Annotated in this window: 22 protein-coding genes; 8 read left to right on the forward strand and 14 right to left on the reverse strand. The window is 66.8% G+C overall.

The window, feature by feature from the left end:
• Positions 1–27: 27 nt before the first annotated feature.
• Entirely contained in the window at positions 28–1,818 is a 1,791-nt protein-coding gene (gene aspS / locus QNO08_RS10700) for an aspartate--tRNA ligase (protein ID WP_229965512.1), read from the reverse strand.
• A gap of 167 nt (positions 1,819–1,985) precedes the next feature.
• On the opposite strand from aspS, the gene QNO08_RS10705 reads away from it, so the two are divergent.
• Positions 1,986–3,257, forward strand: a complete 1,272-nt coding sequence (locus QNO08_RS10705; RefSeq protein WP_229965510.1) for an APC family permease — start codon at positions 1,986–1,988, stop codon at positions 3,255–3,257.
• On the opposite strand, the gene QNO08_RS10710 is transcribed toward QNO08_RS10705, so the two are convergent.
• Both QNO08_RS10710 and hisS read right to left on the reverse strand, forming a co-directional pair.
• Positions 3,254–4,279, reverse strand: coding sequence for an adenosine deaminase (locus QNO08_RS10710; RefSeq protein WP_229965509.1), 1,026 nt, complete (start codon positions 4,277–4,279; stop codon positions 3,254–3,256). The genes QNO08_RS10705 and QNO08_RS10710 overlap by 4 nt on opposite strands.
• Before the next feature lie 47 nt (positions 4,280–4,326).
• Positions 4,327–5,676 carry a histidine--tRNA ligase gene (gene hisS / locus QNO08_RS10715; protein ID WP_229965508.1) on the reverse strand — a complete coding sequence of 450 codons (1,350 nt, stop codon included), beginning with the start codon at positions 5,674–5,676 and terminating at the stop codon, positions 4,327–4,329.
• A gap of 189 nt (positions 5,677–5,865) precedes the next feature.
• Here hisS and QNO08_RS10720 point away from each other — a divergent pair, with 189 nt between their 5' ends.
• The 3 genes from QNO08_RS10720 (at position 5,866) to QNO08_RS10730 (ending at position 8,916) form a co-directional block, all read left to right on the forward strand.
• Complete coding sequence (locus QNO08_RS10720; RefSeq protein WP_229965506.1) at positions 5,866–6,663, forward strand: peptidylprolyl isomerase; 798 nt, start codon at positions 5,866–5,868, stop codon at positions 6,661–6,663.
• A gap of 52 nt (positions 6,664–6,715) precedes the next feature.
• Entirely contained in the window at positions 6,716–8,158 is a 1,443-nt protein-coding gene (locus tag QNO08_RS10725) for a DUF349 domain-containing protein (RefSeq protein WP_229965505.1), read from the forward strand.
• Between the two features lie 86 nt (positions 8,159–8,244).
• Positions 8,245–8,916: a type IV toxin-antitoxin system AbiEi family antitoxin gene (locus QNO08_RS10730; protein ID WP_229965504.1), complete on the forward strand. Its 672-nt coding sequence runs from the start codon at positions 8,245–8,247 to the stop codon at positions 8,914–8,916.
• Here QNO08_RS10730 and QNO08_RS10735 read toward each other — a convergent pair.
• From QNO08_RS10735 to QNO08_RS10770, 8 genes are all read right to left on the reverse strand, one after another.
• Positions 8,901–11,396: a RelA/SpoT family protein gene (locus QNO08_RS10735; protein WP_442860485.1), complete on the reverse strand. Its 2,496-nt coding sequence runs from the start codon at positions 11,394–11,396 to the stop codon at positions 8,901–8,903. The two genes, QNO08_RS10730 and QNO08_RS10735, sit on opposite strands and share 16 nt — an antisense overlap.
• 191 nt (positions 11,397–11,587) lie before the next feature.
• A complete protein-coding gene (gene secF, locus QNO08_RS10740) occupies positions 11,588–12,628 on the reverse strand; it encodes a protein translocase subunit SecF (RefSeq protein WP_229965503.1) in 1,041 nt (346 codons plus the stop codon).
• Positions 12,629–12,630: 2 nt separating this feature from the next.
• Positions 12,631–14,346: a protein translocase subunit SecD gene (secD, locus tag QNO08_RS10745; RefSeq protein ID WP_229965501.1), complete on the reverse strand. Its 1,716-nt coding sequence runs from the start codon at positions 14,344–14,346 to the stop codon at positions 12,631–12,633.
• Positions 14,347–14,437: 91 nt separating this feature from the next.
• Positions 14,438–14,926 carry a preprotein translocase subunit YajC gene (yajC, locus tag QNO08_RS10750; RefSeq protein WP_442860484.1) on the reverse strand — a complete coding sequence of 163 codons (489 nt, stop codon included), beginning with the start codon at positions 14,924–14,926 and terminating at the stop codon, positions 14,438–14,440.
• Positions 14,927–15,165: 239 nt separating this feature from the next.
• Positions 15,166–16,227 (reverse strand): Holliday junction branch migration DNA helicase RuvB, encoded by a 1,062-nt coding sequence (gene ruvB / locus QNO08_RS10755; RefSeq protein ID WP_229965777.1) that lies wholly within the window; start codon positions 16,225–16,227, stop codon positions 15,166–15,168.
• 25 nt (positions 16,228–16,252) lie between these two features.
• Complete coding sequence (gene ruvA, locus QNO08_RS10760; RefSeq protein WP_229965500.1) at positions 16,253–16,882, reverse strand: Holliday junction branch migration protein RuvA; 630 nt, start codon at positions 16,880–16,882, stop codon at positions 16,253–16,255.
• 157 nt (positions 16,883–17,039) lie between these two features.
• On the reverse strand, positions 17,040–17,645 hold the full coding sequence (gene ruvC / locus QNO08_RS10765) for a crossover junction endodeoxyribonuclease RuvC (protein ID WP_229965498.1): 606 nt from the start codon (positions 17,643–17,645) through the stop codon (positions 17,040–17,042).
• A 7-nt stretch (positions 17,646–17,652) separates the two neighbouring features.
• The gene (locus QNO08_RS10770; protein ID WP_229965496.1) at positions 17,653–18,408 is read right to left on the reverse strand and encodes a YebC/PmpR family DNA-binding transcriptional regulator; all 756 of its coding nucleotides are present in this window, start codon (positions 18,406–18,408) and stop codon (positions 17,653–17,655) included.
• Positions 18,409–18,952: 544 nt separating this feature from the next.
• Here QNO08_RS10770 and QNO08_RS10775 point away from each other — a divergent pair.
• On the forward strand, positions 18,953–20,224 hold the full coding sequence (locus QNO08_RS10775; protein WP_229965495.1) for a Mur ligase family protein: 1,272 nt from the start codon (positions 18,953–18,955) through the stop codon (positions 20,222–20,224).
• Complete coding sequence (locus tag QNO08_RS10780) at positions 20,221–20,985, forward strand: type 1 glutamine amidotransferase (RefSeq protein WP_229965493.1); 765 nt, start codon at positions 20,221–20,223, stop codon at positions 20,983–20,985. The genes QNO08_RS10775 and QNO08_RS10780 overlap by 4 nt, the downstream gene beginning before the upstream one ends.
• Positions 20,986–20,995: 10 nt before the next feature.
• Here QNO08_RS10780 and QNO08_RS10785 read toward each other — a convergent pair whose 3' ends face one another.
• Positions 20,996–22,240, reverse strand: a complete 1,245-nt coding sequence (locus QNO08_RS10785; protein ID WP_229965492.1) for a CapA family protein — start codon at positions 22,238–22,240, stop codon at positions 20,996–20,998.
• Between the two features lie 102 nt (positions 22,241–22,342).
• Here QNO08_RS10785 and QNO08_RS10790 point away from each other — a divergent pair, with 102 nt between their 5' ends.
• Together QNO08_RS10790 and QNO08_RS10795 are read left to right on the forward strand one after the other, a co-directional pair.
• A complete protein-coding gene (locus QNO08_RS10790) occupies positions 22,343–24,364 on the forward strand; it encodes a M3 family metallopeptidase (RefSeq protein ID WP_229965491.1) in 2,022 nt (673 codons plus the stop codon).
• Positions 24,365–24,370: 6 nt separating this feature from the next.
• The gene (locus QNO08_RS10795; RefSeq protein ID WP_229965490.1) at positions 24,371–25,084 is read left to right on the forward strand and encodes a GNAT family N-acetyltransferase; all 714 of its coding nucleotides are present in this window, start codon (positions 24,371–24,373) and stop codon (positions 25,082–25,084) included.
• Between the two features lie 167 nt (positions 25,085–25,251).
• On the opposite strand, the gene pgsA is transcribed toward QNO08_RS10795, so the two are convergent.
• Both pgsA and QNO08_RS10805 read right to left on the reverse strand, forming a co-directional pair.
• Positions 25,252–25,872 (reverse strand): phosphatidylinositol phosphate synthase, encoded by a 621-nt coding sequence (gene pgsA, locus QNO08_RS10800; protein ID WP_229965489.1) that lies wholly within the window; start codon positions 25,870–25,872, stop codon positions 25,252–25,254.
• 3 nt (positions 25,873–25,875) lie between these two features.
• Positions 25,876–26,478, reverse strand: a complete 603-nt coding sequence (locus QNO08_RS10805) for an HIT family protein (RefSeq protein ID WP_229965487.1) — start codon at positions 26,476–26,478, stop codon at positions 25,876–25,878.
• Between the last annotated feature and the right edge of the window lie 35 nt (positions 26,479–26,513).

Here is a 26,513-nt window from a genome sequence, read left to right on the forward strand (position 1 = left end):
TGTCACTGGACTCTTGGTCGGAAGACCTTAGGCGTCGTCCTTCTTGGCTTCGGGCTTCTTGGCCTCAGGCTTGAAGTCCACGCCGGCTTCCTTGCGCTGCTGAGCAGTGATCGGAGCCGGTGCCGCGGTCAGCGGGTCGTAGCCGCCGCCGGACTTCGGGAAGGCAATGACGTCGCGGATGGACTCGGTGCCGGCCAGCAGGGCAACCACACGGTCCCAGCCGAAGGCAATGCCGCCGTGGGGCGGAGCGCCGTACTTGAAGCCCTCGAGCAGGAAGCCGAACTTCTCCTGCGCGTCCTCCTGCGAAAGGCCCATGACCTGGAAGACGCGCTCCTGCACGTCGCGCTGGTGGATACGGATCGAGCCGCCGCCGATTTCGTTGCCGTTGCAGACAATGTCGTAGGCGTAGGCCAGGGCCGATTCCGGATCCGTGTCGAAGGTGTCCATGAACTCGGGCTTGGGGGACGTGAACGCGTGGTGCACGGCCGTCCAGGCGCCGCCGCCCACCGCCACGTCACCGGCGGCGACTGCGGCCGATGCCGGCTCGAACATGGGAGCGTCAACGATCCAGACGAAGGCCCACTCGTTGGGATCGATCAGTCCGGTGCGGTGGCCGATCTCCACGCGGGCGGCGCCGAGCAGGGCACGCGAGGTGCTCTTGTCGCCGGCTCCGAAGAAGATGCAGTCGCCGGGCTTGGCGCCGACCTTCTCCGCGAGGTTTTCGCGCTCGAAGTCGGTGAGGTTCTTGGCGACGGGACCGGTCAGGGTTCCGTCCTCCTGGACCAGCACGTAGGCCAGGCCCTTCGCGCCGCGCTGCTTGGCCCATTCCTGCCAGGCGTCCAGGGTGCGGCGGGGCTGCGAGGCACCGCCGGGCATGACGACGGCGCCCACGTAGGGAGCCTGGAAGACACGGAACGTGGTGTCCTTGAAGAAGTCGGTCAGCTCGGTCAGCTCCAGGCCGAAGCGCAGGTCCGGCTTGTCCGAACCGAAGCGCGCCATGGCGTCGGCGTAGGTCATGCGCTGGATCGGGGTGGGGATCTCGACGTCAATCAGCTTCCACAGCGCCTTCACCACGGATTCGCCGAGCGCGATGATGTCGTCTTCCTCGACGAAGCTGGCTTCAATGTCCAGCTGCGTGAATTCCGGCTGGCGGTCCGCGCGGAAGTCCTCATCGCGGTAGCAGCGGGCAATCTGGTAGTACTTTTCGAATCCGCCCACCTGCAGCAGCTGCTTGAACAGCTGCGGGGACTGCGGCAGCGCGTACCAGGAACCCGGAGCCAGGCGTGCCGGCACCACGAAGTCGCGGGCACCCTCAGGGGTGGAGCGGGTCAGCGTGGGGGTTTCGATTTCAACGAAGCCCTCGTCGTGCAGCAGGTTGCGGGCGATCCGGTTTGCCTCGGAACGCAGGCGCATGTTGCGGGCAGGAGCCGGGCGGCGCAGATCGAGGTAGCGGTGCTTCAGGCGTGCTTCCTCGCCAACTTCAACGTGCTCGTCGATCTGGAACGGCAGCGGGTCTGAGGTGTTCAGCACAACCACCTTGTCCGCCATGACTTCCACTTCACCGGTGGCCAGCGACGGGTTCTCGTTGCCCTCCGGCCGCTTCTGCACAGTGCCGGTGATCTGCAGGACGTATTCGTTGCGCAGGCTGTGGAAGACGTCCTCTTCACGAACCACTACCTGGGCTACACCGGAGGCATCGCGGAGGTCAAGGAAGGCAACCCCGCCGTGGTCCCGCCGTCGGGCCACCCAGCCAGCGAGAGTGACGGTCTGTCCAATATGCTCGGCCCTCAGGGAACCAAGGGCATGAGTGCGCAGCACAGCAGTCCTTTCAAGATTGCTTGCGGAAAACACTGTTCCCGCTCATTGTGAATACAAGGTCTCTTCATGAGTTTACCGGTGTTCACATCCTTTCCCAGCCAAAGGCACTGCCGCGCAGCCGTTCTGCGGTCGAGGCATGTCCCGGGCCCGACCGATCGGAGGGGCACGTGTCCGGAAGCTCCGCAGACAAACAGCCGTTGGGTGGCTTCGACGCCACGACCGTGGGAATCGGCTGCATGGTGGGCGGCGGTATTTTCGTTGTTCTGCCACCAGTTGCGGATGCCGCCGGCTTCGCCCTTTCCGCGTCGCTGGCCCTGGCCGCCCTGGTGGCCTACTGCTCGGCGGCCTCAACGTTCCTGCTCAGCGCCGGACTGCGCAACGCCGGGCACCGCAATGAAGGCGGCACGGCGCGTTCGGCGGCGCGGGTCCTGATGGGTCCGCAGATGGGGTTTTTCACCGGCTGGACGCTGGTGTGCGCATTGGTTCCGTCGGCGGCGGTGCTGGCGCTGACCTTTGGCCTGTATGTGCTGCCCGAGTACGCCCGGCCGGCCGCCGCCGGAGCAGCTGTCGCGGCGACCGCCCTGAATCTTTTCGGCCTGGACCGCGGCACCTGGATCATCCGTTTCGTGCTGGCCTTCGTCCTGGGCGTGCTGGGCTTCGGCGTCGTGGTCGCCTTCAACGAGGCCGGCGGACAGGCCCCGGACCCCGGGGTGCTGGAGGAGGCGACGTCGACTGCCGGGCTGCTGCAGGGCGCGGGCTTCGCGTACTTTGCCTTCGCCGGCTATGCCCGGATGGCTGCCATGGGCTTCCGTGTCCGGGAGCCGGACCGCATCGTTCCCCGCGTCCTTCCGGCCATGGTCCTGGTGGCTCTGGGCCTGTACATCCTGGTGGGGCAGTCGCTGCTCGCCTGGTTCTCCGGGCCGGAGGCCCTGGCAGCCGCACTCACGCCGCTGCGCGACCCGGTGGCCGCGGTGGGGCTGGGCATCGGCACCGGCGCGGTGGCCATTGCCGCGGGTGCCGCCAGCCTCTCAGGAGCGTGGGTGCTGATTGAGGGAAGCGCACGCACCGCAGCGGCAATGGCCGACGACGGCGACCTCCCCCGCCCGTTCGGACACACGGGACGCTCCCGTCACGTCCCCTGGCCCGCTGCCGCGGTGGCCGGCGCCGTCGTCGTGCTCCTGGTGCTCACGGCGAGCCTGACGACGCTGCTGGGCCTGGCCTGTTTCGCCCTGCTGCTGCACGCCGCGATCACGAACATGTGCGGTTATGCCCTGGAGCAGCGGCGCTGGTACACCCCGCGGGCCGTGAACCTGGTGGGTTTGGCCGGCGCCCTGGTCACGGCGCTGAGCCTGCCGCCGCTGGTGATCCTGCTGATGCTGATCGTGCTGGGGTTCGGACTGGTGGTGCGGCTGACGATCCCCCGCGCCGCGGCACCCTAGGCGTCAGCCGAGTCCCGCGCCCTCCGCCAGGCTCGGATCAGGTCCAGCAGTTCCACCTGGCGGGCCGGCGGGGCGAATGACGCTTCCACCGAGTTGACCGCCAGTTCCTGGAGCTGGTCCGTGGAAAGGTTGAAGGTGTGCTCCAGCAGGCGGAAATTGTCGTCAACGTAGCCGCCGAAATACGCCGGATCATCAGAATTCACCGAGACATTGAGCCCGCGGGCCAGCATCTGCGGCAGCGGATGGTCGGCCAGGGTGTCGACCGACCGCAGCCGGACGTTGGACAGCGGGCAGATGGTCAGGGGAATCCGTTCCCGCACCAGGCGGTCCACCAGGTCGGAATCGTCCAGGCAGCGGATCCCGTGGTCGATCCGGTCCACCAGAAGAAGGTCCAGGGCCTGGTCAATATAGTGCGACGGCCCTTCTTCCCCGGCGTGGGCCACACATTTCAGGCCGGCGTCCCGGGCCATCCGGTAGAGCTCGATGAAGCCCTCGGGCGGGTTGCCCAGTTCGGCCGAGTCCAGGCCGATTCCCAAAATGGGAGCGTCCAGGGCAAGCAGCCGGCGCAGGACGCCTTCGGCTTCGGCAGCCGGATGGTCCCGCAGGAACGCGGCGATCAGTCCCGATGAGACACCGAACTCCTCCATGCTTCCGGCCAGCACTCCGGCGACACCGTTGATGCAGGTTTCCAGCGGAACCCCGCGGAGCAGGTGCGCCTGCGGATCAACCATCATCTCCACATGGCGCACCCCGGCGGCCGCGGCCCGGCGCAGATAGGAACGGGTCATGTCGGCAAAATCGGCCTCGGTCCGCAGCACCTCCATGTTGGCGTAGTAGAGGTCCAAAAAGGACTGCAGGTCGGTGAACTCATACCGGCTCCGCAGCTCGGCGAGATCGGCATAGGGCAACCGGATGCCGTTGCGCTCGGCCAGCTCGAAAATCAGCTCGGGTTCAAGCGTGCCTTCGATGTGCAGGTGGAGTTCGGCGCAGGGCAGCGGGGCGGCGGAGGGGGAAAGCGACATGGTGCAACCCTAAAACAGATCAGGCCGGCGGTCGCCAGCTGCTGGCCTCAGGCGGACGGGACCCGGGTGACCTGCGCGGAAAGGTCCTCGGCAGGCGGCGTCCAGGTCTGCGGATCGGCCGGCACCTGGTCCCCGGAACGGATGTCCTTGACCTCGTGGGTGCCGTCCTCACGGGTGAACCAGACAAACGGGATGCCGCGGCGGTCGGCATATTTGATCTGCTTGCCGAACTTTTCCGCTTTCGCGGCCACCTCTACCGAAATCCCGCGGCCCCGCAGGTCAGCGGCGATGTCCTGAGCGGCTGACCAGGAATCATCATCCGCCAGGGTCACCAGGACGGCGGTGGGCACGCTGCGGTTCGCTTCGGCGAAGTTCTGGCTCAGGATGCGCATGACCAGGCGCGTCACCCCGATCGACAGGCCGACGCCGGGGAAGGTCCGGCTGCCCTTGGCCGCCAGCGAATCGTAGCGGCCGCCGGAGCAGATGGAGCCCAGGGCTTCATGGCCGACCAGCACCGTTTCATACACGGTGCCCGTGTAGTAGTCCAGGCCCCGGGCGATGCTCAGGTCCGCCACCACGCGGCCCGGAGCCCTCTTGACGGCTTCGGCGATGACCTGGGACAGCTCGTCCAGGCCCTCTTCGAGCAGGTCGTTGGAGACACCCAGCGCACGGACCTGCTCCACGAACGACATGTCCTCGGTGCGGATGGAGGCCAGCTTCAGGGCGGCGGCGGCCTGTTCGGCGCTGGCACCCAGTTCCTCCTGCAGCAGCTCGGAGACCCGCGCGGCACCGATCTTCTCCAGCTTGTCGATGCTGCGCAGCACACCGGCGGTGTCCTGCAGGCCGATCCCCCGGTAGAAGCCCTCGGCCAGCTTGCGGTTGTTCACCCGGATCTTGAAGTCCGGGATGGGCAGGGCGCCGAGGGCTTCGGCAATCACCAGCGCCAGCTCGACGTCGTACCGGAACGGCAGGTCGCCGTCGCCGACGACGTCGATGTCCGCCTGCGTGAATTCGCGGGCGCGGCCCTCCTGCGGACGCTCTCCGCGCCAAACCTTCTGGATCTGGTACCGGCGGAACGGAAAGGCCAGGTGTCCGGCGTTCTCCACCACATACCGGGCAAAGGGCACGGTGAGGTCGAAGTGCAGCGCCAGCTGGTTCGGGTCCTGCTTGCCGGCGGCCTCGCCTTCTTCGGCCTGCAGCCGACTCAGTGCATAAACTTCCTTGTCGATCTCACCCTTGCGCAGCAGCTGGCCCACGGTTTCCACCGCACGCGTCTCGATATTGGTGAAGCCGTGCAGTTCAAAGGTGCGCCGCAGGACGTCCAGGACGTGGAGTTCGACAAGGCGCTCCTGCGGCAGCCATTCGGGGAAACCGGACAGTGAGGCCTTGCGTGCCATGCGGGCGAGCTCCTTCTACGGATTTGGGGCGGCCTGCTGCAGGGAAATCGCCTGCCGGCGTGCCTAAACTAAGTGCGGCACTCATTTTAGGTCTTCCGCGCGCACCAAGGCGAACCGGACCGACTGCCACCGCCGGGCCGGCGCCGCCGGCACGGCCGCCGATGTTTCACCGTTCCGTCAGGAGAATCCGTGGCCGCCACCCGCCAAGACCGCGAAACCCGCCGGCGCATCGCCAGGATGCAGGCCAGACGCAACCTGCAGCAAAGCCACGGCAGGCGCCGCACCCGGGACAACCTCTTCGCCGGTGCGGCCGGCGCGCTGGTCCTCGCTCTTGCCGTGGCCCTGCAGGTTGCGTGGTTCTCGTCCAATCCGACGCCGGAGGAAACCCGGCTCATCGAGCAGCAGGCAGCCGCCGCAACTGCCGAGCCCACGCCTGAGCCGACCGAAAGCGCCGCGGGCATCCCGGACAAGTCGACCGCCGAGGGCCGGGTCTTTTCCGGAACCCTGGCCACCAGCGCCGGGAACCTCGATGTCGAACTCGACGGCGCCGCCGCCCCGCAGGCCGTGGCCGTCTTTGCGTCCCTGGCTGAGTCGGGGTTCTTCGCCGGCAAGACCTGCCACCGCCTGACCACGGCCGAAACCATGGGAGTGCTCCAGTGCGGTTCGCTCAACGGGGACGGCGCCGGCGACCCCAACTACCAGTGGGGGCCGGTGGAGAACGCGCCGGCCGACGGCGTGTATCCGGCCGGGTCCATCGCAGTGGCCCGCGCGGGTACCACGGACAGCCACGGCACGCAGTTCTTCCTGGTGTACAAGGACTCGATTATTCCGCAGGATACGGGCGGCTACACGATCATGGGTAAGCTAACCTCAGGGCTGGATGTTCTGGAATCGGTCGCCGCACAGGGAGCTGTGGAAAACGGCGCGGAAACCTCGGACGGCCAGCCGAAAACCCCGGTGACGATAGACTCGTTTACCCTGAAGTAAATGGCAGCGCGGGCTCGCACACTGCCAAACCTCGAGTGAAAGACTTTTAGCGGTGACAGACAGTCAGAAATCCGACGAAACAGTTTCCAGGCCCGTCCCGGAGGCTTCCGACACGCAACGGCCCGCAGCGCCCAGTCCGGCAGCCTTCGCCGCCCGGCACCCGGCGCCTGCCGCAGCTGCGGAGGGCGGTCCGGCCGCCGCTCCCAAGCCGATAGTTGCGGCACCACCGGTGCGCTCGACGTCCCTTGAGGAAGCGGCCCGCTTCGCCCGGGTCGAGGAAGACGGCCACGTTTTCCTGATTGTGAACGGCGAAGAGTTCCCGGTGGGCCAGTATCCCGATGCCAGCCGCGACGAGGCCCTCGCCTACTTCGTGCGCAAGTACGACGACGTCGCCAGCCAGCTTGCGCTGCTGGAGGCCCGCGTGCAGGCCAAGGCTCCCACCACCGACATGCTCAAGACGCTGAAGCACCTCGGTGAGCAGGTTGCCGAGCGCAAGATGGTCGGCGACGTGCTGGCCCTCGACGCGCAGATCGAGACCCTGCGGACGAGCATCAAGGAGGCCGAAGCCGCAGAACGGGCCGAGGCCGAAGCCGTCAAGGCCCGTGAGCTTGCCGCCCGCGAAGCGATCGTGGCCGAGGCCGAGGAAATTGCCGCCAAGGATCCCGCCACGATTCAGTGGAAGACCAGCAGCAACCGGATGAACGAATTGTTCGAGTCCTGGAAGGCGGCGCAGAAAAACGGCCCGCGCCTGGGCCGCAGCAACGAAGACAGCCTGTGGAAGCGGTTCCGTTCCGCCCGCACCGTCTTTGACCGCCACCGCCGTGCCTACTTCTCCCAGCTGGACAGCGAAAACACTGCTGCCAAGCGGGCCAAGGAAGCGCTGATTGTCCGTGCCGAAGAGCTGGCCACCTCCACCGACTGGGGCAATACGGCTGCCGAATACCGCCAGCTGATGGATGAGTGGAAAGCCTCCAAGCGCGCCAGCCGCAAGGATGACGATGCCCTGTGGGCGCGCTTCCGCGCCGCCCAGGACACGTTCTTTGCCGCCCGCCAGGCAGCCAACGAGGTCATCGATGAAGAATTCGCTGCGAACCTGACGGTCAAGGAGGAACTGCTCAAGGAAGCCCAGGGCATCCTTCCGGTCCGCGACCTCACCGCTGCCCGCAAGGCACTGAACTCCATCCGCGACCGCTGGGAGGCGGCCGGCAAGGTTCCGCGTGCCGACATGGGGCGGATGGAAGCCGGAATCCGCAAGATTGAGGAAGCCGTCAAGGCCGCCGAGGATGAGCACTGGCAGAAGAGCAATCCGGAAACCAAGGCGCGCACCAACAGTGCCCTGAGCCAGCTCGAAGCCACGATCGCGTCCCTCGAGGAAGACCTGGCGAAAGCCGAGAAGGCCGGCAACGCGAAGAAGATCGCTGACGCCCGGGAAGCCCTCGAAGCCCGCCAGCAGTGGCTGGCCATGCTGCAGAAGTCAGCCGAGGACTTCTCCTAGCACCCAACCTCAAGGCCCTGCCGTCCGTTTTCCACAACGGGCGGCAGGGCCTTTTGTTTTGAGCCGGCGTCGGCAAGGGTTGGTGCATGCCGGCAACGCTCTTCCCCTACCCCGGTGTGTTGCCGGCCGTCACCTCCACCGGCGGTGCATTGTTTTCAGCCGGAGGTGATTTTTCCAGTGTTGAGCTGCAGGCCATGGAAAAGGACGGTCTGCTGAAGCGGGTCTACGCTGACACCTACGTCCGCTGGGACCTGGAGCCCGACCCGGTGTGCCGAGCCGTCGCGGCGGCCAACTGCCTGTCCGAACGGCTGCGGGCACGAATCATGCTGGGACGCCTCACCGCCGCCTGGGTGTACGGCTGCGCGCCGCAGCCGCAGCGGCTGCAGCTGCTGATTGACCACGGCCGCCGCACCACGGCGCTGGCGCCCTTCAGCATCGCCGTCCTGCATGAGGTGCGGCTCGGTCCTGAGGACGGCATGGACATCGCGGGCATCATGGTGACCACTCCCCTGCGCACCGCCATGGACCTTGCCCGCCACGGCCCCCGGGATCAGTCAGTCAGCGCCCTGCTGGCCATCGCTGCGGACCCCGTGCTCCGCTGTCCGCTCGGCCGCGTCCGCAGCGCGCTGGAGTCCGTTGCCCGGCTGCCGGGCAAGTCAACGGCACTGCACCGCCTGGATGCCGCCATCGCGCTGGCGGCGTCGGACCAGGTGCCGGAGCCCCGGTTGGCACCGCCGCCGGATCAGACGCGGCGCTGAGACCCGGTCGTGCGGTAGACGTCGAACACGCCGTCGATCTTCCGGACCGCACTCAGGATGTGGTCGAGATACTTGGGGTCGCCCATCTCGAACACAAACTTGGACATGGCCACCCTGTCACTGGAGGTGTTCACGCTGGCCGAGAGAATGTTCACGTGGTTTTCGGAGAGCACCCGGGTGACGTCCGACAACAGGCTCTTGCGGTCCAGGGCTTCCACCTGGATTTCCACCAGGAAGACCGAGGACTGCGTGGGAGCCCAGTCCACCGGAACAATGCGGTCCGGCTGGTCCCGAAGTTCGGACACGTTGCGGCAGTCGCTGCGGTGCACCGAGACGCCTGAACCGCGGGTGACAAAGCCAATGATCGGGTCCGGCGGCACCGGCGTGCAGCAGCGGGCCAGCTTCACCCAGACGTCGCCAACACCGCGCACCGTCACGCCGGAGTCGGAGAACTTGGGCCGGCGGGCGGCCGTTGAGACCGGGGTTTCCGCGAGGTCCTCTTCGGCGCCCTGATGCCCGCCCATGAGCGAGACCAGGTGTTCGATGACGTTCTGCGCCGAGGTGTGCCCGTCGCCGACCGCCGCGTAGAGAGCGGAGATGTCCTGGTGGTGCAGTTCCTGTGCCACCGTGACCAGGGCGTCGTGGGTCATCAGCCGCTGCAGCGGCAGGTTCTGCTTGCGCATGCCGCGCGTGAGCAGGTCCTTGCCCTTGTCGATGGCCTCTTCCCGGCGTTCCTTGGTGAACCACTGCCGGATCTTGTTCCGGGCCCTGGGGCTCTTGACGAAGCCCTGCCAGTCCTGGCTGGGTCCGGCGCCTTCCGCCTTGGACGTGAAGATTTCCACCCAGTCACCGTGCTCGAGCTCGCTGTTCAGCGGCACCAGCTTTCCGTTGACGCGGGCTCCGATGGTCCGGTGTCCCACCTCAGTGTGAACGGCATAGGCGAAGTCCACCGGTGTGGAGCCGGCGGGCAGGGCCATCACCTCGCCCTTGGGGGTGAAGACAAACACTTCGCGGGCGTTGATCTCGAAGCGCAGCGAATCCAGGAACTCGTCCGGGTCCGAGGTTTCCTGCTGCCAGTCGACCAGCGACCGGAGCCAGCCCATGTCATTGTTTTCGGAACCGGCCGGCGTCTTGGAGCCGTCCTTGTACTTCCAGTGCGCGGCAACACCGTACTCGGCGCGGCGGTGCATGTCGTGCGTGCGGATCTGGATTTCCACCGGCTTTCCGCCGGGACCGATCACCGTGGTGTGCAGCGACTGGTACATGTTGAACTTCGGCATGGCGATGTAGTCCTTGAAACGCCCCGGCAGGGGGTTCCACCGCGCATGCAGGGCGCCAAGGGTCGCGTAACAGTCGCGCACCGAGTCAACGAGGACGCGCACACCCATCAGGTCATGGATGTCGTCGAAGTCTTTGCCCCGAACGATCATCTTTTGGTAGATCGAGTAATAGTGCTTGGGCCGGCCGGTGATGGTGGCCTTGATCTTTACCGCGTGCAGGTCATCGGCGATCTGGGTGCGGACGGTGGAGAGGTACTTCTCGCGTTCCGGGGTGCGGTCCCCGACCATGCGCACAATCTCGTCGTACACCTTCGGATGCAGGGCGGCGAAGGAGAGGTCCTCGAGCTCCCACTTGATGGTGTTCATGCCGAGGCGGTGGGCCAGCGGTGCGAAAATTTCCAGGGTCTCGCGCGCCTTGCGGGCCGAGGATTCCTGCGAGACAAACCGCCAGGTGCGGGCGTTGTGCAGGCGGTCAGCAAGTTTGATGACCAGGACCCGGATGTCCTTGGCCATGGCCACAACCATCTTGCGCACCGTTTCGGACTGCGCGGCGTCACCGAACGTCACCTTGTCCAGCTTGGTGACGCCGTCCACGAGCATGGCCACTTCGGGGCCGAAGTCGCGGCGCAGCTCGTCCAGGGTGTAGCTGGTGTCTTCCACCGTGTCGTGCAGCAGGGCCGCGGCCAGGGTGGTGCCGGTCATGCCCAGCTCGGCGAGGATGGTCGCCACCGCCACCGGGTGGGTGATGTAGGGATCGCCGCTCTTGCGCTTCTGCCCCTCATGGCTGCGTTCGGCCACCAGATAGGCCCGTTGGATCAGATCCAGGTCCTCTTTGGGATTGTTGACCCGGACCGTGCGGAGCAGCGGCTCGAGCATGGGCGAATACCCCGGACTGCTGCGGCCGGCCAGCCGGGCCAGCCGGGCACGCGTTGACGTGCGGCGCGCGGGCACGGGGGCGGTCCGGGCGGCTGAAGCCTTGTCCGCGGACCCGGAAACGGCAGCCGGCTTGCCGGCAACCGGCTGTCCGTCGGCAGCAGTGCCGGGCTTGGACGCCGGCGCTGTCTTAGGTGCCCGCGCCGGTTCCGGCGCGCGGGGCTGCCGGGGCGCAGCCGGAACCGGGGCTCCGGATCCTGCCGCGGCAGGTGTTCCCGGGGCCCTTCCTGCGCCAGCCTTGTCGGCTGGTGTCGCGCTCTCGCCCACTGCTGCCCCTTCTGTGACGTGTTCGACCTTTTCCACCCTAAGCGCTCCCGTTCCCCCACGTCACGGCGACGTCCGGCAAACTAGTCTTCGGCACAAGTCTATGCCCGTGCCGGTCACCGGTTAAACCACCGGTTCCGCACCCCGCCGCGAAAATGGGGGTACGGAACCGGTGTGCGGAACGGAGAATGCGGTCAGCTGCCGGCGGTCACTGCCGAGGCACCCGCGGGTGCTGCGGCAGCGGCTTCCTTGGCTTCCTGCGCGCGGCGTTCTTTCACGCGTTTGGCCTGCCGGACAATCTCCGGCTCGTTGCGGCGCAGCCAGGCATACATCGGAGCGGCAATGAAGACGGTTGCTACAGTGCCCAGGATGATGCCGATAAACAGCGCGAGGGACAGGTCCTTCAGCGTGCCGGCACCTAGCAGGAACGCGCCGATGAACAGCACCGAGGCCACGGGCAGAACCGCCACCACCGACGTGTTGATGGACCGGACCAGGGTTTGGTTCACCGCGAGGTTCACCTGTTCCATGAAGGTGCGCTTGGTGCTCTTGTCCAGGTTTTTGGTGTTTTCCCGAACCTTGTCAAAGACCACCACTGTGTCGTACAGCGAATAGCTGAGCACCGTTAGGAACCCGATGATGGCCGACGGCGTCACCTCGAAACCGCTGAGGGAGTACAGGCCCGCCGTGGTCACCATGACCACCAGCAGTGCGGTGATGGCGGCGACGGACATCTTCCAGGTCTTGAAGTACAGCCCCATCAGCACGGCAGCCAGGGCGACGAAAACCACCAGGCCGATCAGTGCCTGCCGGCTGACGTCCTCGCCCCAGCGCGGGCCGATGAACGTCGAGGTGACCTGGTCATCCTCCACGCCGTAGGCCTCGGCCAGGTTGTCCTTGACCTCCAGCGTCTGGTCGTCGGTGAGCTGCTCGGTCTGCACGCGCATGGTGCCCGGGGCGATGTTGATGATGCGTGCCTCGCTGGCAATATCGCCAACAGCCTCTTCGCCGGTGGCAATTTCGGTGTTCGCGGCCCCGGAGACGGTGAATTCGGATCCGCCGCGGAAGTCAATGCCGAGGTTGAAGCCGCCCTTCACCACCGGAATCAGGATCGAGAGGACAACGGCGACGGCTGCGATCAGGAACCAGAGCTTGGCCTTGGGCACAAACGGGTAGGAACGCTTGCCGGTGTAAAGCTCGTTGCCGAAGGTGGCAAAGCTGGGGAGCTTGCTCATTCCTAGCCCTCCTTTTCTGTGCTGGGGCCGGATCCGGCCAGTGATTCCTGTTTCTCGGCCTGCCGGCGTTCGGCGATGGTCATGCGGCGCTCGGCTTCCTTGCTGGCAGCCTTGTTCTTGGTGCGGACCGGAACCGTGCCCGGTTCGCGGATCCGTCCGGCGCCGCGGTACAGCGGAACGGCACCCAGGCGGGTCGTGTCCAGCCCGGACCACTTGTGGCCCTCGCCGAAGAACTTGGTCTTCGCCAGCAGCACCATCGTGGGATGCGTGAACATGAACACGACAATGAGGTCGGCGATGGCCGTCAGGCCAAGGGTGAAGGCGAATCCGCGGACGTTGCCGACAGCCACGAAGTACAGCACGACGGCGGCGAGCACGTTGACTGCCTTGGAGGCCAGGACGGTGCGCTTGGCCCGTTTCCAGCCGTTGTCCACGGCGGCGACCAGCCCGCGCCCGTCGCGCAGTTCATCACGGATGCGTTCGAAGTAGACGATGAAGGAGTCGGCCGTCTGGCCGATGGCCACGATCAGGCCGGCCACGCCGGCCAGGGACAGCCGGTAGTTCTGCGACCAGCCCAGCAGGCAGATGGCGAGGTAGGTCAGGACGCCGGCCACCACCAGCGAGACGATGGTGACAAAACCCAGGGCGCGGTACTGGAACAGCGAGTAGACGGCCACCAGGGCCAGGCCGATGAGGCCGGCGATGAGGCCCATCTTGAGCTGGTCGGCGCCGAGGGTTGCCGAAACCTGCTGTTCGCTCTGGATGTCGAAGCTGATCGGCAGCGCGCCGTACTTCAGCTGCTCGGACAGAGCCTGCGCGGATTCCTGCGTGAAGTTGCCGGTGATGCGGGGCTTGCCGTCAGTAATGACGCCCTGCACCGTGGGAGCCGAGATGACCTGGCCGTCCAGCACGATGGCGAACTGGTTGTGCGGATCGCCCTGCTGGAAGGCAAAGAGCCGTTCGGTGACGGCACGGAAGGTGTCGGTGCCCTCGCCGTTGAACTCGATGTTCACGCCCCACTCGTTGATCGAGGCGCCCTGGCCGCTCTGGGACATGCCGAAGGTGGCATCTGCGATGTTGGAGCCCGGAACTTCCACCGGACCGAGGATGTACTTGGCGCCGGTTCCCGGTTCGCAGGTGATCAGCGGCTGGTCGGCCGGAGCCACTTCAGTGGATGCCTCCAGCGTGGCCGGATCCAGGCAGTTGGTGCTCTCAAATTCGCGGTACAGCTCCGGCGTGATCCAGTTGTCGTCCGAGGCGTTCGCCGGCTCAGCGGCGGGCTTCGGAAGCTGCTCTTCGGGCAGCGGCGTTTCAACCGGCCCGCCGGCGGCGATGGCCAGAACCGGCCGGAACTCCATCTGGGCGGAAGCCTGGATCAGCTCACGGGTTTCAGCGGACGGAACGCCGGGCAGCGAAACCACGACGTTGCGGTTGGACTGCGTGGTGATCTCGGCTTCGGAAACACCACTGCCGTCCACCCGCTGGCGGATGATCTCCACGGCCTGGTCCAGCTGTTCCTGGGTGATCTCGGATCCGCCCTGCACCTGGGGCGCGAGGATCATTTCGGTGCCGCCCTCAAGGTCGAGGGCAAGTTTGGGGGTCCAACTGGCGTTGCTCCACATGGAACCACCGCCGAGCAAAAGGGCCATGGCAGCAAAAATGACGCCCAACCAGAGGAGCGTCTTTTTCGCGGCCGAGCCGGGGCCGGTACGAGGCATAGGGGATAGTCCTTATAGGGGTGAGACACCGGAGGCGTTGTTGACCCCGGCCAGCCTGCGGAGACTCTTCCCCCGCAGGCCCGTGGGAAGTCTAGTTCTCTTTCTTGTTTTCGCGGTTCAGCCGATCAAGTGTTTCCTCGGGAGTCTCATCGGCGTGGGCCGCAGACTCATCGCGGCGGACCGTTTCGCCGGCGGGTGCGGCGTCGGTGCGGTCAGCGGCAGTGATCGACGAAGCGTCGTCCGGGACAACCGGGCTCTCGTCAGCTGCGGGCTCGCTGGTGACTACCTTGGTCAGCGCCTGCATGTGGACGGTGGCCGTGTTTCCGGGGGAAAGCTCCAGAACTGCCTTGTTCTCTTCCGCGTTGATCGACACGATGGTTCCGAACAGCCCGAACTGGGTCATGACTTCGGTTCCGGGAACCATCTGGGTCCGCTGCTCCTGGACCGTCTTCTGCGTCTTCTTCTGCTTGCGGAACATCATGAAGATGAACACTGCCAGCAGGACCGGCAGCAGCAGGCTGGAGAACGAGAAGCCGGTGGTCTGTTCCGGATTGGTTTGGGCCATGATGTTTAAGAACACAGAGTGGTTCCGTTTCTGTTGGAGAAGAGTGTGCAGATGTCACTGGAACGGCCGGCACCGGCGTCGGCACTGCCGTCGAGTTGTTCTCGCAGCCGGGCACGCAGCCCGGCCAATGAATGACCAGTCTAAAGGTAAACGTGTACGGGAGCGCATAAGTTGCGGCACACGCTGTACTTTTCCGGTATTCTCCCCGATCATTTTGGCTCGCCGGGTCCCCGGGACTCAAGCCGGCCGGGAGGCTACCCGGCGTCCGACTCCTGAGAGGTGTTGGTTCCCGGTCCCGAGAACATGTTCTCGGGCAGCCCGGCGGCAACGTTGTCGGGCATCTGGAGGCCCAAATGTTCCCAGGCGGCGCGGGTGGCAACCCGGCCGCGCGGGGTCCGGCCCAACAGGCCTTCGCGCACCAGGTACGGCTCCGCAACGGTCTCCACGGTTTCCGGTTCCTCGCCGACGGCGATGGCCAGGGTGGACAGGCCCACCGGTCCCCCGTTGAACTTCGTGATGAGCGCCCGCAGCACTGAGCGGTCGAGCCGGTCCAAGCCGCGGGCGTCCACCTCATACATGTCCAGGGCGGCGCCGGCAGTCCGCGCGTCGATCTGGTCCACGCCGTGCACCAGCGCCCAGTCCCGCACCCGGCGCAGCAGCCGGTTGGCGATGCGCGGCGTCCCCCGGGAGCGGCCGGCAACTTCAGCGAACCCGGCGGAATTGACCTTCATGTCCATCAGCATTGCCGAGCGGCGCAGCACCAGCTCCAGCTCCGTCGTGGAGTAGAACTCAAGGTGTCCGGTGAAGCCGAAACGGTCCCGCAGCGGACCGGGCAGCAGGCCGGCCCGCGTGGTGGCGCCCACCAGGGTAAACGGCGGCAGGTCCAGCGGAATGGCCGTGGCGCCGGCGCCCTTGCCCACGATGATGTCCACCCGGAAATCTTCCATGGCCATGTAGAGCATTTCCTCGGCCGGCCGCGACATCCGGTGGATCTCGTCGAGGAACAGCACCTCCCCCTCGGTGAGCGAGGACAGGATGGCGGCCAGGTCACCGGCGTGCTGGATGGCCGGGCCGGACGAAATGCGCAGCGGCGCGTTCATTTCGGCAGCGATGATCATCGACAGGGTGGTCTTGCCCAGCCCGGGAGGCCCGGACAGCAGCACGTGGTCGGCGCTGCGGCCCCGCAGCCGGGAGGCTTCCAGGACGAGGGAGAGCTGCTCGCGCACGCGTTTCTGGCCGACGAAATCGTCGAGGTTCTTCGGCCGCAGGGCCGCCTCGATCGCCTTGTCGTCCGGGTCACCGGTGGGGGCAACGATCCCGTCCCCGGGAAGGGCTGACACCTCAGCTCACCTGCTGGCGCGGTGCGCGGGCCCGGGCGCCGTCGGTGCCCAGGCGGCGGAGGGTCAGTTTCAGGATTTCGCCCACGTTGCCGGCGGCGGCGACGTCCGGCGCTTCGGCGACGGCGGCGTCGATGGCCGCTGTGGCGTCCTTCTCCGTCCAGCCCAGTCCGGTCATGGCGGCCAGGACCTGGTCCTGCCAGCGTGCTGTTGCCGGAGCATCCGCAGTGCCCAGCGGCACCAGCTTGTCGGCCAGTTCCAGCACGATCCGGCGGGCGCCCTTGGGTCCGATGCCGGAAACCTTGCTGAAGGCCTTGTCATCACCGGAGGACGCGGCCACGCGGATTGCTTCCGGGGTGTGGACGGCCAGGACGGCCAGCGCAATGCGCGGGCCGACGCCGCTGACGCTCAGCAGCGTTTCGAAGACTTCCCGCTGGTCGGCGTCGGTGAAGCCGAACAGCGTCATGGAGTCCTCGCGGACAATCATGGCGGTCTGCACCAGCGCTTCACGGCCCACGTGCAGGGAGCTCAGCGTCTGCGGCGTGGCCTGAACCAGCATTCCGAGGCCATTAACGTCGATCACTGCCGAGTGCAGGCCAACGTGCGTTACGGTCCCGCGCAGGGATGCGATCATGACAAAACTCCAGGGGCTGTGTAGAACATATCTACGAATACCCTACTGCGTGCCGGCAGCATTCCCCGGTTCCGGCGCGCTGCCGCAGGAGTATCAGCCACGCCGGGCCGGTCAACACAGGGGCCGGTCAACACAGAGCCGGTCAACACAGAGCCGGTCAGCGCCGGGCGCGGGCTTCGGCTTCAGCCCAGAGCCGTTGGGCCGGCGTCAGCCCGGCGGTGGGCGGCCGCACCGCCGCCCGCGCCCCGGAGGCCGATCCCGCCGTCGTCTGCCCCGGTCCGGCAACACCGCGCCGCCAAGCGTGCGTGATGGCCAGCGCGAGGGCGTCGGCGGCGTCGGCGGGTTTGGGCGGCGCGTCGAGGCGCAGGATCTTGGTGACCATTTTGCCCACCGCGTCCTTGTTCGCCCCGCCGGACCCGGTGACCGCGGCTTTCACCTCGGTGGGCGTGTGCAGGGCCACCGGAATGCCGCGCCGCGCCGCGGCCGCGATGACGACGCCGGAGGCCTGCGCGGTGCCCATGACGGTGCTGACGTTGAGCTGGCTGAACACCCGCTCCACGGCCAGGACATCGGGCTTGTGGGTGTCCAGCCACAGGTCAATGGCCTCGGCAATCACCAGCAGCCGCGCGTCCAGGGCAGTTCCCGCCTCGGTGCCGACCACTCCCACCGCGACCAGGGTGGCACGGCGGTTGCGTTCGACGTCGACCACGCCCAGGCCGCACCGGGTCAGGCCCGGATCAACACCGAGGACGCGCAGGCTCACCCGGCGCTCAGTCGTCTTCGAGCTGAGCGAAGACCTCGGCGGGGATGTCGGCGTTGGAGTACACGTTCTGGACGTCGTCCAGGTCCTCGACGGCGTCCACGAGCTTCAGGAACTTCCGGGCGTTGTCGGCATCCAGTTCCACGTGCATGGAGGGCAGGAACTCGGCTTCGTCGGTGTCGTACTCGATGCCGGCTTCCTCGAGGGCGGCGACGACGCCGCGCAGGTCGGCAGCTTCCGAGATGATCTCGAAGTTCTCGCCGGATTCCTTGACCTCGTCAGCGCCGGCGTCGAGCACTGCCATCAGGAGGTCGTCCTCGGTGAGGTCCTTCTTCGGCAGGGTGACAACGCCCTTGCGGGTGAACATGTAGGCCACCGACCCGGGGTCGCCCATGTTGCCGCCGTTGCGGGTGACAGCCAGGCGCACCTCGGAGGCGGCGCGGTTCTTGTTGTCGGTGAGGCACTCGATGAGCAGGGCGGTGCCCTGCGGGCCGTAGCCCTCGTACAGGATGGTCTGGTAGTCGACGGCGTCGCCCAGGAGACCGGCACCGCGCTTGACGGCGCGGTTGATGTTGTCGATGGGGACAGAGGTCTTCTTGGCCTTGGAAACGGCGAGTTCCAGGCCGGGGTTGCCGGCCATGTCGGCGCCGCCTGCGCGGGCCGCAACTTCGATGTTCTTGATCAGCTTGGCGAAGGACTTCGCACGCTTGGCGTCAACGACTGCCTTTTTGTGCTTAGTGGTTGCCCATTTAGAGTGGCCCGACATGCTCTACGCTTCTCCTCTGATCACTGGATAAAAAGTTCGTGGACCCCCAGTCTCTCCCCCGCTGCCTCCTAATGGAAACAAGTGGAAAACAGGGTGGCCGGCAGGATTCCCGAACGCACTGCCCCAATTCTAGCTACTGAATCGTTCACAGGCGCATGACCGCCGCCCCGAAGTCGGAAGGTGCGGGCGTTCCGGGTGTCCCAGCGCCGGCCGTCAGCATGGGTGCGCCGCGCCGCCGGCGCTCCTGCCCGTCGCAGGGAAGCAGCGAAATCCACGCGTGGGCTTCCCCATCTCGCGGAACCCACCATAGGTGCGCTCCCGCAACCGGGCTCCCAGTGTGCAGATCTGCCGGGTATGGCTTCCTCGGCCTGCTTCCAGTGCGCAGGTCTGGTGACTCCGCCGCGCCGGAACCCGCCATAGGTGCACTCTCGGGACCGGGACCGGGCGCGAACCCGCCATAGGTGCACTCTCGGCATGGACGCCCGCTGCCGTAGCCTAGCGCCGGTGAAGGCCGAAAGGGCTCCTTACGATATATTCATAAACCATGAGTTCTTTCTCCGTCCTGACAGGCAAGCTGGTCCGCAGTGCCTCCAAACTGCGCGGCGGCGGCTCCGCACTGCCCGGTCTGGTGGTGGAGAAAATCGACCCCGATTTCATTCGCCGCACCTTGGCCGACCTTCCGCTGGGTGTCGCCGTGGTCTCCGGCACCAACGGCAAAACCACAACCACCAAGATGGTTGTCGAACTTCTCGAATCCCAGGGCCTGAAGGTGTTCACCAACCGCACCGGCAGCAACTTCACCCGCGGTGTCGCCGCGGCCCTGCTTGGCGAGGTCGACTGGCGCGGGCGCCTGGATGCCGACGTCGCCGTCTTGGAGCTGGACGAGGCGCACGCCGTGCACTTCGTGAAGCTGATCCAGCCCCGCTATTCGCTGCTGCTGAACGTTCTCCGCGACCAGCTGGACCGCTTCGGCGAGATCGACAAAACCACCCGGCTGCTGGAGGCCATCGCGAAGGCCACCACCGGCACCGTGGTCCTGAACCGCGAGGATCCGCGCGTCGCCGGCATTGCCGCGTCGCTGGACAAGCAGGAGGTCCGCTACTTTGGCCTCGACGCATCGCTGCGCAGCACCTTCCCGAATGACGACGAGATGCGCGGGTCCAAGGCCGAGGCCCTGGCCGCCGTGCTGCCCGCCGACGTCGTCCTGGAGCGCGTGGCCGAAACCGATGCCGACTTCCGCGTGGACGACGCCGTCGTGACCACCGGCCTGAAGCTGCGCGGGGTCTACAACATCTTCAACGCAGCGGCCGCCCTGGCGCTGGCCCGCGTGATTTCCGGACCGCAGGCCAATTCCGAGGCCCTGTTCACCGCGCTGTCCAATGTGGAGCCGGCGTTTGGCCGCGGCGAGTCGCTGGTGGTCAACGGGCAGCCGCTGGAACTGGTGCTGGTGAAGAATCCCAGCGGTTTCCGGCTCGGCCTGAAGTCCTTTGCCGCCCACGGCTACTCGACCATGATCGCGATCAATGACAACTACGCCGACGGCCGCGACATGTCCTGGCTGTGGGACGTCGATTTCGAGACGCTCGCCGAGAACGGTGTGAACATGGTCACCGGCGTGCGCGCCTACGACATGGCACTGCGGCTGAAGTACGACGACGTGCCGGTGGCGGACATGGACCCGGACATCACCGATGCCCTGAAGAAATTCATCACGGTTTCCGGCCAGCGCCCGATGCGTATTTTCTGCACCTACACGGCCATGCTGGCCGTGCGGCGCGAACTTTCCAAGATCACGACAGTAGAGGTGGTCTCATGAGCGAGGACCTGTCAGCGGCGCAAGACCGGACCATCAATGTCCTGCAGCTGTATCCGCGGGAAATGAACATTTACGGCGACTGGGGCAACGTCCTGGTGCTGAAGCAGCGCCTGAAATGGTACGGCTACAAGGCCAACGTCCTGGAGTACAACGTGGGCGACGAGTTCCCCGCGGGCGTTGACCTGCTGGTCGGCGGCGGCGGACAGGACAGCGGGCAGGTCGTCATTCAGGACGATCTGCAGGCACTGGCCCCCACGCTGCGGGCCATGGCCGAGGACGACGTGCCGATGCTGGCGATCTGCGGGCTGTACCAGCTGTTCGGCCGGTTCTTCAAGACGCACACCGGCACCGTGATTCCCGGCATCGGGCTGCTGGATCTGGAAACGCACGGCGGCACCGAGCGGCTGATCGGCAATGTGCTCTCGGTCAGCGAGGAGTTCGGCGAGATCCACGGCTATGAAAACCACAGCGGCCAGACGTTCCTGGGCCCGGGCGTGAAGCCGCTGGCCGAGGTGCGCAAGGGCGAGGGCAACAACACCAAGGACAGCTACGAGGGCGCCCGTTACCGCAACGTGGTGGCCAGCTACCTGCACGGCTCGCTGCTGCCGAAGAACCCGGCCATCGCCGACTTCCTGATTCAGCAGGCCGTGATCCGCAAGTTCGGCTCCTTTGATCCGGTGCCGCCGTCGGTGCAGGACCTGGAGGAGCTGGCGAAGCTCTCCGAGCTGGCGCGGCAGCACGCCGGGCAGCGCCCGCGGTAACCCGCCGCAGTCAGGGCGCCGGCTCCGCGCTGACCAGCCACTCGCGGGCACCGGCCTCGGCCGCTCCCATGGACTCGACGACGCCGATGGTCCGGGCCCGCACCGCCGCCGCCTGGCTTTCCGAAGCGCACGCGCCCTGCGGCCGGTCAGCCGCCACGGAGCACCAGCGGTAGGGGTCACTGACAATCACCGACGGAGCCCAGGCCAGATCCGTGACGCTCCAGCCGCCGACGTCGTCCTGGCCGAACTGCGCGCGCAGGATCAGTCCTTCATTGTTCACGTCATACCAGGGCGAGAGTTCGGTGACGGCGTTGCCCAGCCCGTACGCAATCCAGGTGCCGTTGTAGTTTTCGATCGGCAGCACCGAGTGGCTGTGGTGACCGTAGATGAAGTCGAACTCGCCGCTGTCGGCCAGGGCATGCGCCGTTTCAATCTGCTGCGCGTTGGGCACCGACGCGTATTCATCGCCGGCGTGGACCGCCCCCACCACGACGTCGGCGCCGGCGGCCCGCGCGGCCTGCGCCCGGGCGATCATGTCCGCCGGATCCAGCAGATCCACCTGCCAGTCGAACTCGGCGCTCATGCCGTTCAACCCGTAGGTCGCCTCGATCACCGAGACCTTCGCCGCCGGGGCCTCCAGGATCATCGGCTTCGCTGCGTCCGCCTCCGAGGCGTAGGAACCGGTGTGTTCCAGCCCCAGGGCATCCAGCTCGGCCAGGGTGCGGTTCAGGCCCGCGGTCCCGGCATCGACGGTGTGGTTGCTGGCCGTGGTGCAGGCGTCATACCCTACGTCCTGAGCGGCGGACAGGATCTGTGGCGGAACGTTGAACAGCGGATAACCGGCGTAGGGCCCCTGCGCCTCCGCAACGGGTGTTTCCATGTGGCAGATGCCCAGGTCAGCGCGGTCGAGGTAGGCCCGCTTGCCTTCGAGCAGCGGCCTGAAGTCCAGCGGCTTCCGTCCGGAGGCCGCCGCGTCGGTCTCGGCCTGTGCCCACAGCTGCGGATGCACCAGCAGATCTCCGGCCAGCATCATCGAAAAGCACCGCACGGCCGCACAGCCCGCGCCCAGGCCGGGAGTCGGTTCGGGAACCGCAGCGGGCGACGGTGCCGCGGTCCCCGTCGCGGCGTCCGAAGAGATGCGCGGTTCCGAGGACTGCGCCGGTTCGGAGGGCACCGGGTCGGAGGTTCCCGGGGAGCATCCGGCCGCCAGCACCAGCAGCAGTACAGCCGTGAACCCAAATCTGCGTGCACCCATGATCGCTCCCGCCCTCCTGAAGACCGCACCGCGCAGCCGGAGCAAGCGTACGACGGCGTTTCGGTTGTTCGCCTCACCGCGCATGTGCGAGTCTTGACCCTTATGAGTAACCCTTTCCTGAGCACCAGTACGCTGCCCTATCAGTTGCCGCCGTGGAAGGAGATCACCCCTGATGATTTCCTGCCCGCCTTCAAAGCCGGCTTCGAGGAACAGCTTGCCGAGATCGATGCGATTCTGGCCAACCCGCAGGCACCCGATTTCACCAACACGGTAGCCGCGATGGAGCTGGCCGGCCAGACGCTGGCGCGGACGGCCTCTGCGTTCTTCACCCTCACCGCGGCGGACGCCACGGACCAGGTGCAGGCCATCCAGCAGGAAGTGGGACCGCAGCTGGCCGCCCACGAGGACAGCATCTACCTCAACAAAGCCCTCTGGGCGCGGCTTGAAGCAGTGTCCCCCGAAGGTTTGGACGCCGAATCGGCGCGGCTCCTGGACGAGTACCGCCGCAGCTTCATCCGCGCCGGAGCCCGGCTCGACGACGACGGCCAGGCCCGCATGCGCGAACTGAACTCCCGCCTGTCGGTGCTGGGCACCGACTATGCCCAGAAACTGCTTCGGGACACCAACGATTCGGCGCTGCTCCTGGCGGACGCTGCCGAACTGGACGGGCTTTCCGCTGATGACGTTGCCTCAGCCGCCGCGGCCGCCGCAGAAGCCGGCGCCGAGGGCAGCTACCTGCTGTCCCTGGTCCTGCCTACCTCGCAGCCAGCCCTGGCCTCGCTGACGAACCGGGAAACCCGCCGCCGGCTCCTCGAGGCGTCGCTGAACCGCGGATTCCGCGACAACGACGACAACACTCTGGCCCTCGCCGCCGAAATGGCGGCCCTGCGTGCCGAACGGGCCGCCCTGCTGGGTTTCGCCAACCTCGCCGAGTTCGCCACCGACAACCAGACCGCTCCGTCACTGGACGCAATCCACTCAATGCTCGACCAGCTGGCTCCGCCGGCGGTCCGCAATGCCCGCGCCGAAGCGGAGCTGCTGCGCGAGGCCGCCCGCCGGGACGGCATTGACGAGCTCGCCGCCTGGGACTGGTCCTACTATTCCGAACAGGTCCGCCGCGAGAAGTTCAGCGTGGACCGCTCGGCGCTCCGTCCCTACTTTGAACTGGAACGGGTGCTGAACGACGGCGTCTTTTATGCCGCCAACCGGCTCTACGGGCTGACCTTCACCGAGCGGCCGGACCTCACCGGCTACCATCCGGATGTCCGCGTCTGGGAAGTGAAGAACGACGACGGTTCAGCCCTCGGCCTGTTCCTGGGCGACTACTACACCCGCGACACCAAGGCCGGCGGCGCCTGGATGAACTCCCTCGTGCACCAGTCGGCGCTGCTGGGAACGCAGGCTGTGGTGATAAACAACCTGAATATTCCCAAGCCGCCCGCCGGCGAACCGACGCTGCTGTCCTTCGACGAGGTCGTCACGGCCTTCCACGAATTTGGCCACGCGCTGCACGGCCTGTTCTCCGACGTCACCTATCCGCAGTTCTCCGGCACCGCCGTCCCCCGGGACTTTGTCGAGTACCCCTCGCAGGTCAATGAGATGTGGATGCTCTGGCCCGAGGTCGTGGCCAACTTTGCCAGGCACCACGTCACCGGCGAGCCGCTGCCGCAGGAAACCATCGACAAGATTGAAGCTGCGTCCACCTGGGGCGAGGGTTTCGGCACCACCGAGTACCTCGGCTCGGCCCTGCTGGACCTGGCCTGGCACGAGCTTGCCCCGGGAGAGACGGTGGCCGATCCGCAGCAGTTCGAGGCCGACGCCCTGAGCCGGGCCGGCGTCGCCCTGGACCTGGTGCCGCCGCGCTACCGGTCCGGCTATTTCAAGCACATTTTCGCCGGCGGCTACGCGGCCTCGTACTACGCCTACATCTGGAGCGAGGTCCTGGATGCCGACACGGTGGAGTGGTTCAAGGAGAACGGCGGGCTGACCCGCGAAAACGGCGACCGGTTCCGCCTTGAGCTGCTCGCGCGGGGCAACAGCATCGACCCGCTGCAGGCTTTCCGGAACTTCCGGGGCCGCGAAGCCGCCATTGAGCCGCTGCTGCACCGCCGCGGGCTGGCCTGATCCGCGATGGTGACCATTGCTGCCTGTCAGGACCTTCACCAGGACTGGCTTAAGAAACTGGCCGGCGTCACCGGCGGCCGGACCTTCTCCACGCATGAAGCGGAGTGGGTCTGGCTGCCGGCACGGCGGCAGCTGGTGCTGCTGTATCCGCAGCGGATTTCCCCTGCCGGGATCCGTCCCGGCCTGACCGAAGGCATGCGGCTGGGCGCCCAGAGTGTGTCCGTCTGGCTGAACAACGCGGTGGGTTACGCACCGCTGGAGGCCTTCGGTTTCCGCCGCGGCCCGCAGCCGCTGTGGATGAGCGCCCCGGTTGACGTGCCGCAGCAGTACAGCGCAGCGGCTGCAACAATCGATCCGGAGCCCGCCGAGGTGTCAGGGCCCGACGCCGAAGAGCTCGCCGCCGGGCGCGGCCATCCCCGCACCGCTTGGCACCTGACCACGCGCGGTGAGGGGAAACTCACCGGCCGGGCCTGGGTGTACGTGCCCGCCGCGGAGGAGCCGGGAAAATCTCTGGGAGGCATCTTTGGCCTGGCCGTGGGCCCGTCCAGCCGTCGCCAGGGCTACGGGACGGCGCTGTTGAGCCGGGCCGCCACTGTTGCGGCCACCGCCGGCGCGAACCGGCTGGCGATCAATGCCGCTCCGCTGGGCGCCGAACTCTGTGCAGCCCGGGGCTTCGAGCTGATTGGCCGCGGCCAGCAGCTGACCCTGGACCTGCGCTGACACTGCAGGCCTTCCCGGAAGATCCGGCGGCAGCCGCCGTCCGTAGTACAGGCAACGGTCTTATCAGCTCGGAATGAGCCCGTTATCTGTACAACGGATGGGGCGGCGTGCCGGAATGAGCCCGTTATCTGTACAACGGATGGAGCGGGCTGCCGGAACTGGTGCGGCTAGGCGGCCGGGTTGCCCAGCTGGGCCTGCCGGTGCACGGCGCTCATGCGCTGGATGATCGTCACGCAGCTGGCCGCACACAGCGCCACCAGGACCACAAGCAGCAGGACTTCGGGAACGCCCAGCCCCACCAGGCCGGTGGCGACCAGCAGCGAGACCAGGCGTTCAGCGCGTTCGGCGATGCCGACGTTGGCGTTGAACCCCAGGGACTCGGCCTTGGCGCGGATGTAGGAGACCAGCATGCCCAGGACCAGGCAGATGATGGCTGCAACGCCGATCGCGTCGTTGTCGCCGCCGGTAAAGAACCAGATGCTGACACCGGCAAACAGGGCCCCGTCGGCAAACCGGTCCAGGGTGGAATCGAGGAACCCGCCCCATTTCCCGGTGCGCTCCTGCTGCCGCGCCATGATGCCGTCAATCACGTCGGAGAAGATGAACGCCGTGATGAACAGGGTTCCCCAGAACAGCTCGCCCAGCGGATAGAAGACCAGCCCGCCGATCATCACGCCCAGGGTGCCCAGGATCGTCACGGCGTCGGGAGTGACGCCCCGCTTCAGCAGCCAGGCAGCCAGCGGCGTGAACAGTCCGGTGAAGAAGCCGCGGGCGTATTTGTTCAGCACCGCTCAGTCCTCACTTGCCGCGGCCTGCGGCCAGGCGTCGGCCACCTGCCGGCGGACATCGCCGAGGGTCTGGGTGATGGCCTTGGTCTGCGCGATGATCGGCAGGAAGTTGCCGTCTCCACCCCAGCGCGGCACGATGTGCTGGTGCAGGTGCGCGGCGATGCCCGCTCCCCCGGTGACGCCCTGGTTCATGCCGAGGTTGAAACCGCTGGGATTGGACACCTTCCGCAGCACGCGCATGGCGGTCTGGGTGAGCGCGGCAATTTCAGCGGTTTCCTGCTCGTCGATGTCCGTGTAGTCCGGCACATGCCGGTACGGGCAGACGAGCAGGTGCCCGGCGTTGTACGGAAACAGGTTCAGGATGACGAAGGCATGCTTGCCGCGGTGCACAATCAGCGACTCCTCGTCCGAACGGGACGGAGCGGCGCAGAACGGGCAGTTGTGCTCCGAGGAGACCTGTTCCTGCCCGCCCTTGATATATGCCAGCCGGTGCGGAGTCCACAGGCGTGCAAAGGAATCCGGCACCCCGGGAAGCTCGAATGAATCCGTGACGCCGGCGTCGCCCGGGTAGGGACTGCCGCCGTCGTCCTGGCTGCTGTTATCCATCTGCACTCCTGCTCCCCCGCCGCTTCGCCCGGGAC

The organism is Arthrobacter sp. zg-Y820 (assembly GCF_030142155.1).
Taxonomy (GTDB): Bacteria; Actinomycetota; Actinomycetes; order Actinomycetales; family Micrococcaceae; genus Arthrobacter_B.